This is a genomic window from Rhodanobacter sp. UC4451_H18 (genome assembly GCF_052978225.1).
Map to the genome: position 1 here is coordinate 1,703,284 of NZ_CM129663.1, position 11,719 is coordinate 1,715,002.

An 11,719-nucleotide genomic window follows, 5' to 3' on the forward strand; every position below is an offset into this window, starting at 1 on the left:
TGTTATCAAGCGCGGTCTTGCGCAGTCGTTTGCGGCCCGATCGCAACCGGCGGGACATGCGCCACCAGGTTTTCCTCTGTACTCACTCCGGAGCGAGTCGTGACCATCGCCGCCAAGTTTGAAATCGAATACCTGCAGTACCTCGATGCCGAAGGCAAGGAAGTCCGCAAGGATCTCCCGGCCTTCGCCAAGGACCTCGACCACATGGTCGAGCTGTACAAGCTGATGCTGTCCACCCGCGTGTTCGACGCCAAGTCGATCGCGCTGCAGCGCACCGGCAAGCTGGGCACCTACGCCAGCTGCCTCGGCCACGAGGCTGCCCATGTCGGCATCGGCAGCGCGATGAAGCCCGAAGACGTCTACGCACCGAGCTACCGCGAATACGGCGCGCAGCTGTATCGCGGCGTGCAGCCGCGCGAGGTCTACATGTACTGGGGTGGTGACGAACGCGGCAACGACTACCAGAAGGAGCCGGCGCGCCACGACTTCGCGTGGAGCGTGCCGATCGCCACGCAATGCCTGCACGCGGCCGGCTCGGCGCTGGCGTTCAAGATCCGCGGCGAGAAGCGCGTGGCGGTGTGCACCATCGGCGACGGCGGTTCGTCCAAGGGCGATTTCTACGGCGCGATCAACATCGCCGGCGCGCAGAACCTGCCGCTGGTGGCGGTGATCGTCAACAACCAGTGGGCGATCTCGGTGCCGCGCAAGATCCAGTCCGGTGCGCCGACGCTGGCACAGAAGGGCATCGCGGCCGGCCTGTTCTGCATCCAGGTCGACGGCAACGACATCATCGCGGTGCGCAAGGCGATGGAGGACGCACTCGATCGCGCGCGCAACGGCGAAGGCGGCAGCGTGCTGGAACTGGTCACCTATCGCCTGGGCGACCACACCACCGCCGACGACGCGCGTCGCTACCGCGGCAAGGAAGAGGTCGACGAGGCCTGGGCCAAGGAGCCGATGAAGCGCCTGCGCAACTGGCTGGTGAAGAAGAAAGTGTGGGACGACGCCAGGGAAGAGGCGTGGAAGGCCGAATGCGACGAGTGGATGGACAACGAGGTCAACGCGTACCTGGAAACCAGGACCCAGCCGGTCTCGGCGATGTTCGACTACACCTTCGCGGAGCTGCCCGCCGACCTCGAAAAACAGCGCGACCACGTTCTCTCGCTTGACCAGAAGGCCCACTAAGCCATGGCACAAATCACTCTCATCGAAGCGGTCACCCAGGCGCTCGCCTACGAAATGGCCCATGACGAATCGGTCGTGGTGCTGGGCGAAGACGTCGGCGTCAACGGCGGCGTGTTCCGCGCCACCCAGGGCCTGCAGGAAAAATTCGGCGAACTGCGCGTGCTCGACACGCCGCTGGACGAAACCACCATCGCCGGCGTCACCGTCGGCCTCGCCGTGCAGGGCATGAAGCCGGTCGCCGAGGCGCAGTTCGAGGGTTTCATCTACCCGATGATGGAGCAGATCGCCTGCCACGCCGCACGCATGCGCAACCGCACGCGCGGCCGCCTCACCGTGCCGGCCGTGTGGCGTGCGCCGTGGGGCGGCGGCATCCGCGCACCGGAGCATCACTCCGAGGCCAACGAGCACCTGTTCACCAATATCCCCGGCCTGCGCGTGGTGCTGCCCTCCTCCCCGGCGCGCGCCTACGGCCTGCTGCTGGCCGCGATCCGCGACCCCGATCCGGTGATGTTCTTCGAGCCCAAGCGCATCTACCGCCAGTACAAGGAAGAGGTGCCGGACGACGGCGAAGCCCTGCCGCTGGATGTGTGCTTCGTGCTGCGCGACGGCAGCGACGTCACCATCGTCACGTGGGGCGCGCAGGTGAAGGAGTCGCTCGAAGCGGCCGACGCGCTGGCCGCCGAAGGCATCAGCGCCGAAGTGATCGACGTGGCCACGCTGACCCCGCTGGACTTCGACACCATCGCCGAGTCGGTGGCCAAGACCGGTCGCTGCGTGATCGTGCACGAAGCCCCCAAGACCGCCGGCTTCGGCGCCGAGATTGCCGCCCGCCTGGCCGAGGAATGCATGTACGACCTGCTTGCCCCGGTCGAACGCGTCACCGGCCCCGACACCCACATCCCGCTGTTCCGCCTGGAAATGAAATACCTGCCGAGCGTGGAACGCGTCGTCGACGCGGCGAAGCGTACGCTGGCGGCAAGCTGAGGCTTGCCGCCGGGAATCGGGAATAGAGAATGGGGAATGGGCAAAGCCAAGGTGCGATGCCCGCCCGCTCTTCCGATTCCCCATTCCCTATTCCCTATTCCCGGAAAAACCAATGGCTGACATCAAGACGTTCTACCTCCCCGACCTCGGCGAAGGCCTGCCCGACGCGACCGTGGTCGAATGGCACGTGAAGGTGGGCGACACCATCAAGCTCGACGCGCCGCTGTGTTCGATGGAAACCGCCAAGGCGGTCGTCGACGTGCCCTCGCCGTACACCGGCAAGGTCACCAGGCTGCACGGCGCACCGGGCGACATCATCGAGACCGGTGCCGCGCTGGCCGAGTTCGAGCCCGATCCGAACGCCAAGCAGCGCGCCGAAGCCGAAGCCACCGGCCACCACCACGGCCCGAAAAAGCCGGCCGCCGGCGCCGGCACGCCCACGCCGAACCCGAACGACGCCGACGACCAGGTGATCGCCTCGGACGAAGGCGGCGAGATCGCGCAGACCGGCAAGGAGCGCGAGGACGAAGGCACCGTGGTCGGCGCGATGGTCAGCGGCAACAGCGTGCACGTCGAGCAGGCCGCCAGCATCGGCGGCGTGAAAGCCGTGCCGGCGGTGCGCGCGCTGGCGAAGAAACTCAAGGTCGACCTGGCCCGCGTGCGCCCCAGCGGCGCCGACGGCGTGGTTACCATGAAGGACGTCAAGGACGCTGCGGCAAACGGCTCGGCAGCACTCGGCGCCGCTCCGGCGCGCGCCGTGCCTGCGTCCGCCGGTCGTCACCTGGCGCCCGAGCTGCCGCAGCCGGAGCCGCAGCGCGGCCCCGTCTCGCTGGCCGGCAAGCCGGTGCGCACCGCGCCGCCGAGCGTCACCGCCAGCGGCCAGCCGGAACAGTTGAAGGGCGTACGTCGCAACATGGCCCGCGTGATGGCCGACGCCCACGCGCAGGTCGTGCCGACCACCCTGGTCGACGACGCCGACCTGCACGCCTGGATCGGCAAGCAGGACATCACCGCGCGCCTGATCCGCGCGATCGTCGCCGCATGCAAGACGGTGCCGGCGCTGAACGCGTGGTTCGACGGCAAGAACCTCACCCGCACGCTGCACCCGCAGGTGGACATCGGCATCGCGGTGGACACCGACGACGGCCTGTTCGTGCCGGCGTTGCGCAACGCCGACATGCTCGACGCGGCCGGCATCCGCACCGCGATCAAGCGCCTGCGCACGCAGGTCGAGGACCGCACCATCCCCGCCTCCGAGTTGTCCGGCTACACCATCAGCCTGAGCAACTTCGGCATGTTCGCCGGCCGCTACGCCACGCCCGTCGTGGTGCCGCCGACCGTCGCCATCATCGGCGCCGGCAAGCTCGGCCACGACGTGGTGGCGGTGATGGGCGGCATCGAAGTGCACCGGCGCATGCCGATCAGCCTGACCTTCGACCACCGCGCCGCCACCGGCGGCGAAGCAGCCCGCTTCCTCAAGGCGCTGCTGGACGATCTGTCCCTGCCGAACTGAGCGGGCGACCCCCGGCGGAAAACAGGGCGCCCGCGGGCGCCCTGTTTCTTTCACTCTCGCGGGCCGGGCACGGCCCCCGTTCCCGGACAACATCCCGCGCTACCGGCGACGCGCAGTACCGCCGTACCCGATCCAGATCCGTTCGCACTTGAGGGCGAGGAAGTCGAGGCGCTGCCCTCCGACTTCGGGCGCGCAGGCCGGCGCGCGGGGAAACCGGTCGGCGGCAGCGCACGCCGTCGTCTCCCGCCGTGCCTCGGCAACCTCAAACCGCCGTCCGTCGCCTGACGTGTTCCCGGCAGTGCCGCCACTGGCAACACTGCCGGGCAATGCACTCCGGAACCGGCCCGATGACTCCTCCGCCCGACGCGACGACGCCTGCCAGCGACAGCCTTTGCGCCTCCGATCCACGGATACGCAATTCACCGGCGGCGGCCTTCGCTGGCGCGCGACCACCTGCGCACGGAAAATCCGTGCTGCAGGCCGCGGCGACGGGCTGGTTCGTGGTGGCCGGACTGGGCCAGCTGATCTTCGTCGCGTACCTGTTCGGCTTTTACGGCCGCACCGCGCTGCTCGGCCAATTCGACGCCTGGAACCGGATCTTTCCACGCGCCCACGTGGCGGGAGATCCGCTGCACAACGCCGCGGTGGCCGCGCACCTGGCTTTCGCGGCGCTGATCACCATCGGCGGCCTGCTTCAGTTGGCGACGGGCGTGCGGCGGCGGTTCCCGCGTTTCCATCGCTGGAACGGACGCATCTATCTCGCCTCGGCGTTCGTGATGGGCGTGGGCGGCTTGGCGATGGTATGGACGGGAACCAAGGTGGGCGGCCCGTGGCAGCACGTCGCGATCAGCATCAACGCGATCCTGATCCTGTTGTGCGCGGCGATGGCGTTGCGCCACGCCATGGACCGTCGCTTCGCACTGCATCGGCGCTGGGCGCTGCGCCTGTTCCTGGCGGTGAGCGGCGTGTGGTTCTTCCGCATCGGCCTGACGTTCTGGATATTGCTGAACCAGGGGCCGGCGGGTTTCGACCCGGAGACGTTCACCGGGCCGGCGCTCACCACCCTCGCGTTCGCCCAGTACCTGCTGCCGCTGGCCGTGCTCCAGATCTACTTCCACGCGCAGGAACGAGGCGGGTCGCGCGGACGCACGGCCATGGCCGCGAGCCTGTTTGCCGCGACGCTGCTGACGGCGGCCGGCATCTTCGCCGCGTCGATGATGCTGTGGCTGCCGCATCTGCGGTAGCGCCAGCTTGCTCTCGCTGCGCCATGCCCGCCAGGGATTCACCACCCAAACCGGAAGACTTCGCGCGTGCCCGGCGGGTGGCGCCCGTTCAATAATCGCGCACGTCCAGCAACAGGAAACAGCGCGCGCTGTAGTCGCCGGCTTGTGGCCATGCGACGCTGGCGAGCGCCAGCGTGCCGGCGGTCCACAGCTCGTTGTCGAGCAGTGCCTCGCAGCGCGAATCGCCATCCGCGGCATGGCTGTGCACGAGGCGCACCCAGTGCAGTTCGGGGCTGAGCGCTTCGCGCTTCAATGCCGCCTCGATCGACGCCAGCGCCTCGGTGGGCATGCTGGCGGCATCCGCGCCGCGTGCACTGAACGGGCCGATGAACACGTCCCACGTGCGCACGCCGATCTCCCACGCGGCAATGCGCATGCGGCGGTCGTCGGTGACGTACCAGCACGCGGCCAGCAGCGGATGGAACGCATCGTGCTCGAACGCGCGCAGCGCGTCGCGGCAACCGGTGTCGCCGCCGCCCGCTCCGGCGAAGCTCTCCTCGATGTAGCGCTCCTCGCTCAGCACCACGTCGACGTCCAGCCGGCCGGGCTCGCCCGCCGCACCCGCATGCCAGGCAGCGCGGATCGCCGGAAAATCGCCGTCGGTGACCAGCCAGCCGTCCTCGTCCGCTTCCAGCTCGACGTCGTGGCGCTCGAACAACTGCAACAGGTATTTCTGCAACGCCGCGCTGTCCATCGTCATGCCTGCGAGGGGGTGGTGTCGTTCGACGGCAGCTCGCGCCAGGTCAGGTAGACACGCAGGTCGAACTCCCGCTGATGGTAGTCCGGCAACATGTGCGTGCACAGCTGGTAGAACGCCTTGTTGTGCTCCATCTCTTTCAGGTGCGCCAGTTCGTGCACCACGATCATCTGCAGGAACTCCGGCGCGGCGGCCTTGAACAAGCTGGCCACGCGGATCTCCAGTAGTACACGGTCCGCCGCGCCACGCCGAACCAGCGGCACAGCTTCACCATCGAGACCTCGAAGCCATCGTCCCGCAGCCCCTGCTGGATCGAGACCATCAGGTCTCGTCCTTGCCCAACAGGGACTGCAATTTTTTTCGGGCGCGCAACTCCAGCATGGCCTCGCCGTACGCCTCCTGCAGGTCCTTAAGCTGGCGCTCGTATTGCTCCCGGACGTCCTCGGGCTTCGCCCGCAGGGCGTTCTCCATCCCCCGTTTGCTGTCCTCGATCCAGCTCTCGATCTCCGACGGCGTCAGGTCGAACTGCCGGCTGGCTTCGGCCACCGTCGTCTTGCCCTGGATGATTTCCAGCACCAGCGCCGACTTCCGTCGCGCCGTCCAACGCCTGATCTCTTCTTCCATCACTTGGCTCATCGTGCTCTCCGTAAAAGGTAGCACCTGAGCAGAAAATCACTGGGTCATCACATAGTAGTAGTGCACGGTGTCCTCGGCGTGCAGCTGGCCGGCGGCCAGCATCAACACGGCCAGCGCGATCTTCTGCCAGGTATTCATGGCGTACCTCCCAGCTGGAGTGGCACGGGATTCACGATTTGCGGTGCCCCCTTGCGACTTAATTAGCCACGGCCCCATTAATTTCCTTAGCCACGGCCCCATTAATTTCCATTAATTTGTATTAATTTGTACGAAAATTTACGAAAATTAGAGGGTAGTGACGAACTAAATATTTTTCGTCCACTAATATTGCCGTCGGCAAAGGGCAGGCCCCCAAATCAATACTATGATCATTTAAGTAATTTTTAATAAATTTTCCTTTTATTACGATGGTCTGCCCGTTAACTCTAGAACGATTTTGGTAGAACAATTTTGGATTGGCGATTGTTAAACAATATTTAGCATATTTTTTTGGATCAAAATTATCATCGCCCGAATCCCATTTTTTTATAAATTCTTTATTAATATTAGAGGATTCATAAATCGTATGACTTTCCGGCCCTATTGTAATAAACCCTTGGACGAATACCTTGTGTTTATCATACTCAGCAGCATTAGAATTTAGATCACTTGGCCTTAATATCGCATTCTTATCGATAGCCGTTTGGCTAGTCAAACCCAACCCAGCTAATAAATACATTAAAATTAATTTAATCATCGAAAGACCTTCTACTGGAAGAGCTTTTGTTCAACATTCAAATTATTCTGCATTTGATCCGTCTGCTTGCTGTTCAATGCTCCGGCCGGATAGGAAAATTGAAGCCTTCCATCCACCATTTCGTGCCAACCAATTTGACCATGCGAAACAGTACCTTGAGGTATACCAATTTTTAGAGACTGGGTGTCGCCGTAACCACCGTTACTCTTGGGGTCGTCGACCATCCCATTTGACTCTTGTGGGCCACTGTCTATGTGTCCGTGCACCATTGCCACTGCATTCGAAGGCACTTCGACCTTCGCGGTAACCCCTGTAGCAGTGGAGCCGTTCCTTACATGTTTTGCTGGTGAGACCGTATCACTTCCTTTTTCAACAAATCCTGCTTTTTCCTTTGATCCACTGTGCACAGCAACTACACCAATGCCCTTGGTTGCAGCGGCTTGTATTTTTGCTCCAGCTTCAATTGTCTTCATTGATCGATGCGAGTTAGCCGTATCCGCAGTAGTAACGCAGAACTTACTATCACAAAACGTAACCCGTCCTGTTGGATCCGTCCGATTGATCGGATTAGCGTTGGCATAGTCATATCGGGTGAAATTAAACGTATTCCCCGGGCTTGGGCCAACCGGATCGACACTGAGGAAGCGCCCCACGGCGGGATCGTAATAGCGCGCCTGCATATACACCAACCCGGTATCCGGATCATTCACGTCCGGTATACCCCGGGCCGCTTGGCGGCATCCCCAGCGCCTGACTGCCGTAGGGCGCATAGTCGTAGGTCGCAATGACATTGCCCGTCGCGTCCGCCTTGGCCAGCACCGTGCCCTGCGGATCGGTGTAGTAGTAGTGCACGGTGTCCTCGGCGTGCAGCTGGCCGGCGGCCAGCATCAGCACGGCCAGCGCGATCTTCTGCCAGGTATTCATGGCGTGCCTCCCAGCTGGAGTGGCACGGGACTCACGATTTGCGGTGCCCCCTTGCGACTTAATTAGCCACGTCCCCATTAATTCTCATTCATTAATTCTCATTAATTCTCCGTCCCCATTAATTCTCCGTCCCCATTAATTCTCCTCTTGCCCCCTCAGGGCTGGTTCCAGAAGAGCGGACAACTATCGTGACAAACGGGGACTGCGCACTTCGACAGCAAAGCAAATTCAGAATTTCCTTAACGTTATTTTAGTCTGACCAAAAAACCAACGACAATAGGGTTTCATGCCCTTGTTCTGGCAGGGGCTTGAATCGGTAATGTTTCAGTGCGTCTTTAGCCGCAAGGTCGAGGATCCTGTTTCTTGAGCTGTGATCAATTCTTATATTTATAGGTACGCCATTTTTGTCTATATTGAACACAAGTCGCACACATGACTTGGCGTAGTTGGTTCCAACTGGATCTTTCGGGATATGAAGCGACTTTTTACGCACAACTTGGCTTTCGGTCCTCTCTACTACCTGCGCCCATTCGTTCGGCATGCAATCGCACTTCAAGCCGCCACCCAACGCGAAAACCACTATTGCCAAGGTTGTAGACAACACTCTATTTCTCCGTAATTAATGGATCTGGTATCTTTATTCCTGAATAATGGGTCCGCAACGGGATGCCAAAATATCTCCGATATGGATTTTCCAAGTATCTAACGGCATTAAACTCATCCGCGTCGGAATCCGACGTAACGGGCCGGTAGCCAAAAGCTCTTCCTGCTACAGGTGTATGGCCAATTTCGTGTGCAAGCAATACGTCCAGACCTGCGCCTTTAAATTCATAGCCAAATTCGCTGTCTGCAAGGAACTGCTTCCACTGCAGCGTGTAAGTGATGACGCCACCAACAGTGGCGAAGACTCCTGGATATCCTGAAGTTGGCAAGATCTGCTCCAGACCAATTTTTTCTCCCGTACTGACCGCCTCTCTCCCAATTTTTCCTCCAACAGCCGAACCAAGAAATTTATGTAGAGCATGTCGCGTTTCTCTAGGGAAAGGAGAAGATTCTGCATCTCCTCCCAATCGCGACACCGACGAATGAGTAAAAACCTTAGCTACACTGCGAGCATCCAAACTTCTAGCGTTCTGAGCATGCGTGGTGAATTCACCTGTGCTTGCGCAGCTACCATCATCATTCGCAATGTGCGAGCCGGTGCAGCGCCCATCCGGATCCATGTTAGTGACTGGATTGCTGTTCGCATACTCATACCGATTGAAGTTGAAACGATCCCCGGGCGCCGGCGCCACCGGATCGACACTCAAAAACCGCCCCACGCTCGGATCGTAATAGCGCGCCTGCATATACACCAACCCGGTATCCGGATCATTCACATGTCCGGTATACCCCGGGCCGCTTGGCGGCATCCCCAGCGCTTGACTGCCGTAGGGCGCATAGTCGTAGGTCGCAATGACATTGCCCGTCGCGTCCGCCTTGGCCAGCACCGTGCCCTGCGGATCGGTGTAGTAGTAGTGCACGGCGTCCTCGGCGTGCAGCTGGCCGGCGGCCAGCATCAACACGGCCAGCGCGATCTTCTGCCAGGTATTCATGGCGTGCCTCCCAGCTGGAGCGGCAGGGGACTCACGATTTGCGGTGCCCCCTTGCGACTTTAATTAGCCACGTCCCCATTAATTGACGTCCGTCGGCGCGGGAGACTTTCCGGAGCCATGTGGCAATACAAGACACGACCCCGAGCCTCCATCAACCAGCTACGACATCCATGCCCACAACTGCTCGATCAACTCGGTGTGCCAGCATGAATTCGTGGGGAAACCTCATGACCTGACCCCTTGTGCCGTTTGCGTTTGCGCCTCGCCGAACGGTAGTCCTGCTTTACGGCAGATGAGGCAAGGAAATCAAGAAAAATTTTTGGACAAAGCTTGGGTCCGGCCAATGGTTTAGGTCCATAACACCATAAAATGTGTCGAGATATTTTGTGGCCAATCCAGCGCCAATTATAGAGCTACCCACAAAACCATTTTCTCTAGCTCTTTTCAAATCTCGCATGGCGATATGAGCGGGCACTGGCCTATTTTCACATATTTTCCACACCCCATACTTAAGCAACTCAGGAGTGATGAGATTTGCACTAATGACTCGCGAAGAATCTAATGCTATCGCTTCGCATGCATAGTCATTCGGCACATTGCCATCAAAAATATAACAAAAAGGAGCGCCGATCTCACCCGTGGTATCAACCGCAATTTGCCCCACATAAAACCCTTCTTTTGAGGAAGGGATGAAAAAAACATCCCCTTCTTTGTATTTTATTTTTCTTCTGATCACGGCTAGCCACCATCCAATTTCTTTCCGAGATTGATCGAATCTATACGCCCTTCTACCCTGAACGTGCCTTGGAAACTATTGTAATTCTTTTGACTCATGGCGTGAATCTTGTTTGCAAGCGTCCCTCCTTCCTTTTGCAACCATCCATTTGCACGAATCTGGGTCTCTTCCAAATAGCTCAGTTCTTTTCCTGGCTCAGCGCGCCCTAGTATTTTGTATTCATGATCTATGCCCAATTTGCGATTATGCTCGCCTTGCCTAGCAATATAACGCTCAATCGACTTAGCTTTTCCGACGTATTCTTCCAAGGTTTCCGGGTTAATCCTCTTGTAGACCACGCCCGCGCCCTCGGTAGCAGCTTCTCGAACCGCAAGGGCTCCTGCAGCCCTCAACGCGCCGACACCACCCGCGGCAACAGAAATCGTGGTCGCATCCTGTCCAAGTGCGTGTAATACACCACCGCCTTCGCCGTTGTAGCCATCTTTCAACGCGCCCACGATTTGACTACCGTGGAAGCCATTGCCTGTGACGAAGGACCCCGTTTCGTAAAACAGTCCGCCTAGCGCCTCGGTGAGGTTGCGCCCATCCGGATCGGTGTGATTGATCGGATTGTTGTTGGTGTAGTCATACCGGTTGAAGTTGAACGTATTTCCCGGTGACGGCGTCACCGGATCGACGCTGAGAAAGCGCCCCACCCCCGGATCGTAATACCGCGCCTGCATATACACCAACCCGGTATCCGGATCATTCACATGCCCGGTATACCCCGGGCCGCTCGGCGGCGCACCCAGCGCCTGACTGCCGTACGGCGCGTAGTCGTAGGTCGCAATGACATTGCCGGTCGCGTCCGCCTTGGCCAGCACCGTGCCCTGCGGATCGGTGTAGTAGTAGTGCACGGCGTCCTCGGCGTGCAGCTGGCCGGCGGCCAGCATCAACACGGCCAGCGCGATCTTCTGCCAGGTATTCATGGCGTGCCTCCCAGCTGGAGCGGCACGGGATTCACGATTTGCGGTGCCCCTTGCGACTTAATTAGCCACGTCCCCATTAATTGCCTTTTCTTGTTCTGTTCCTATGTAAGCTGCGTGTCGACAACGAGATTAGCATTGTTGTCCGTCACCCATGGCTTACTGCGCTCCAACAGTTCAAAGGCGGCTGGAGATGAATCGGGGTGGATCTTCACGATGATATTTGTATTTTCGACCGTGTGTATGCCGCTCTCAGTGCGAAACTCCGAGGTGTGCATGAACTCCAAATAGCGCTCAATCTTGCGCAACAAGCGCTGCAGTGACCGGCGATCATCAGAGAGTGGCGTCGCGACCACGATAAACAAATCAGAACCACCGCCTTTCTTTACGGTGTTTACATCAACTACATCCAAGTTTGGAATCGGATGTTCGCTGTCTAGCGCATAGTCATTTTTGTTTTCCATG

14 protein-coding genes and 1 pseudogene are annotated in these 11,719 nt (G+C 60.0%); 4 read left to right on the forward strand and 11 right to left on the reverse strand.

Annotated elements, in window-relative coordinates; translation table 11 throughout:
• The first annotated feature begins 99 nt into the window (after positions 1-99).
• The 4 genes from pdhA (at position 100) to ACVCMG_RS07825 (ending at position 4,926) form a co-directional block, all read left to right on the forward strand.
• Entirely contained in the window at positions 100-1,185 is a 1,086-nt protein-coding gene (pdhA, locus tag ACVCMG_RS07810; protein ID WP_447105521.1) for a pyruvate dehydrogenase (acetyl-transferring) E1 component subunit alpha, read from the forward strand.
• 3 nt (positions 1,186-1,188) lie between these two features.
• A complete protein-coding gene (locus ACVCMG_RS07815; protein ID WP_447097340.1) occupies positions 1,189-2,169 on the forward strand; it encodes an alpha-ketoacid dehydrogenase subunit beta in 981 nt (326 codons plus the stop codon).
• A gap of 112 nt (positions 2,170-2,281) precedes the next feature.
• The gene (locus tag ACVCMG_RS07820) at positions 2,282-3,682 is read left to right on the forward strand and encodes a dihydrolipoamide acetyltransferase family protein (RefSeq protein WP_447115305.1); all 1,401 of its coding nucleotides are present in this window, start codon (positions 2,282-2,284) and stop codon (positions 3,680-3,682) included.
• 470 nt (positions 3,683-4,152) lie between these two features.
• Complete coding sequence (locus ACVCMG_RS07825) at positions 4,153-4,926, forward strand: DUF2306 domain-containing protein (protein WP_447115306.1); 774 nt, start codon at positions 4,153-4,155, stop codon at positions 4,924-4,926.
• Positions 4,927-5,014: 88 nt separating this feature from the next.
• Here ACVCMG_RS07825 and ACVCMG_RS07830 read toward each other — a convergent pair whose 3' ends face one another.
• The 11 genes and pseudogenes from ACVCMG_RS07830 to ACVCMG_RS07880 all read right to left on the reverse strand — a co-directional run bounded on the left by ACVCMG_RS07830 (position 5,015) and on the right by ACVCMG_RS07880 (position 11,718).
• The gene (locus ACVCMG_RS07830; RefSeq protein WP_447101510.1) at positions 5,015-5,659 is read right to left on the reverse strand and encodes a DUF6348 family protein; all 645 of its coding nucleotides are present in this window, start codon (positions 5,657-5,659) and stop codon (positions 5,015-5,017) included.
• Positions 5,660-5,661: 2 nt separating this feature from the next.
• Positions 5,662-5,883: pseudogene (locus ACVCMG_RS07835) on the reverse strand (YgjP-like metallopeptidase domain-containing protein); the annotation flags it as partial.
• 100 nt (positions 5,884-5,983) lie between these two features.
• Positions 5,984-6,298, reverse strand: a complete 315-nt coding sequence (locus tag ACVCMG_RS07840) for a DUF1153 domain-containing protein (RefSeq protein WP_447115307.1) — start codon at positions 6,296-6,298, stop codon at positions 5,984-5,986.
• Positions 6,299-6,557: 259 nt separating this feature from the next.
• Positions 6,558-7,034 (reverse strand): hypothetical protein, encoded by a 477-nt coding sequence (locus ACVCMG_RS07845; protein ID WP_447115308.1) that lies wholly within the window; start codon positions 7,032-7,034, stop codon positions 6,558-6,560.
• Between the two features lie 11 nt (positions 7,035-7,045).
• The gene (locus tag ACVCMG_RS07850; RefSeq protein WP_447115309.1) at positions 7,046-7,744 is read right to left on the reverse strand and encodes an RHS repeat-associated core domain-containing protein; all 699 of its coding nucleotides are present in this window, start codon (positions 7,742-7,744) and stop codon (positions 7,046-7,048) included.
• Entirely contained in the window at positions 7,737-7,958 is a 222-nt protein-coding gene (locus ACVCMG_RS07855) for a hypothetical protein (protein WP_447115310.1), read from the reverse strand. The genes ACVCMG_RS07850 and ACVCMG_RS07855 overlap by 8 nt, the downstream gene beginning before the upstream one ends.
• Before the next feature lie 250 nt (positions 7,959-8,208).
• The gene (locus ACVCMG_RS07860; RefSeq protein ID WP_447115311.1) at positions 8,209-8,499 is read right to left on the reverse strand and encodes an energy transducer TonB; all 291 of its coding nucleotides are present in this window, start codon (positions 8,497-8,499) and stop codon (positions 8,209-8,211) included.
• A 64-nt stretch (positions 8,500-8,563) separates the two neighbouring features.
• A complete protein-coding gene (locus ACVCMG_RS07865; RefSeq protein WP_447115312.1) occupies positions 8,564-9,553 on the reverse strand; it encodes an RHS repeat-associated core domain-containing protein in 990 nt (329 codons plus the stop codon).
• A 283-nt stretch (positions 9,554-9,836) separates the two neighbouring features.
• On the reverse strand, positions 9,837-10,289 hold the full coding sequence (locus ACVCMG_RS07870; protein WP_447115313.1) for a hypothetical protein: 453 nt from the start codon (positions 10,287-10,289) through the stop codon (positions 9,837-9,839).
• 2 nt (positions 10,290-10,291) lie between these two features.
• Positions 10,292-11,257 (reverse strand): RHS repeat-associated core domain-containing protein, encoded by a 966-nt coding sequence (locus tag ACVCMG_RS07875; RefSeq protein ID WP_447115314.1) that lies wholly within the window; start codon positions 11,255-11,257, stop codon positions 10,292-10,294.
• 101 nt (positions 11,258-11,358) lie between these two features.
• Positions 11,359-11,718 carry a hypothetical protein gene (locus ACVCMG_RS07880; protein ID WP_447115315.1) on the reverse strand — a complete coding sequence of 120 codons (360 nt, stop codon included), beginning with the start codon at positions 11,716-11,718 and terminating at the stop codon, positions 11,359-11,361.
• Position 11,719 lies beyond the last annotated feature (1 nt).

Coding starts and splice junctions, on each gene's coding strand:
- ACVCMG_RS07860 (WP_447115311.1), bottom strand. CDS start 8,499: ATGCCGAACGAATGGGCGCAGGTAGTAGAGAGGACCGAAAGCCAAGTT.
- ACVCMG_RS07880 (WP_447115315.1), bottom strand. CDS start 11,718: ATGGAAAACAAAAATGACTATGCGCTAGACAGCGAACATCCGATTCCA.
- ACVCMG_RS07845 (WP_447115308.1), bottom strand. CDS start 7,034: ATGATTAAATTAATTTTAATGTATTTATTAGCTGGGTTGGGTTTGACT.
- ACVCMG_RS07865 (WP_447115312.1), bottom strand. CDS start 9,553: ATGAATACCTGGCAGAAGATCGCGCTGGCCGTGTTGATGCTGGCCGCC.
- ACVCMG_RS07830 (WP_447101510.1), bottom strand. CDS start 5,659: ATGGACAGCGCGGCGTTGCAGAAATACCTGTTGCAGTTGTTCGAGCGC.
- ACVCMG_RS07840 (WP_447115307.1), bottom strand. CDS start 6,298: ATGAGCCAAGTGATGGAAGAAGAGATCAGGCGTTGGACGGCGCGACGG.
- ACVCMG_RS07815 (WP_447097340.1), top strand. CDS start 1,189: ATGGCACAAATCACTCTCATCGAAGCGGTCACCCAGGCGCTCGCCTAC.
- ACVCMG_RS07875 (WP_447115314.1), bottom strand. CDS start 11,257: ATGAATACCTGGCAGAAGATCGCGCTGGCCGTGTTGATGCTGGCCGCC.
- ACVCMG_RS07820 (WP_447115305.1), top strand. CDS start 2,282: ATGGCTGACATCAAGACGTTCTACCTCCCCGACCTCGGCGAAGGCCTG.
- ACVCMG_RS07855 (WP_447115310.1), bottom strand. CDS start 7,958: ATGAATACCTGGCAGAAGATCGCGCTGGCCGTGCTGATGCTGGCCGCC.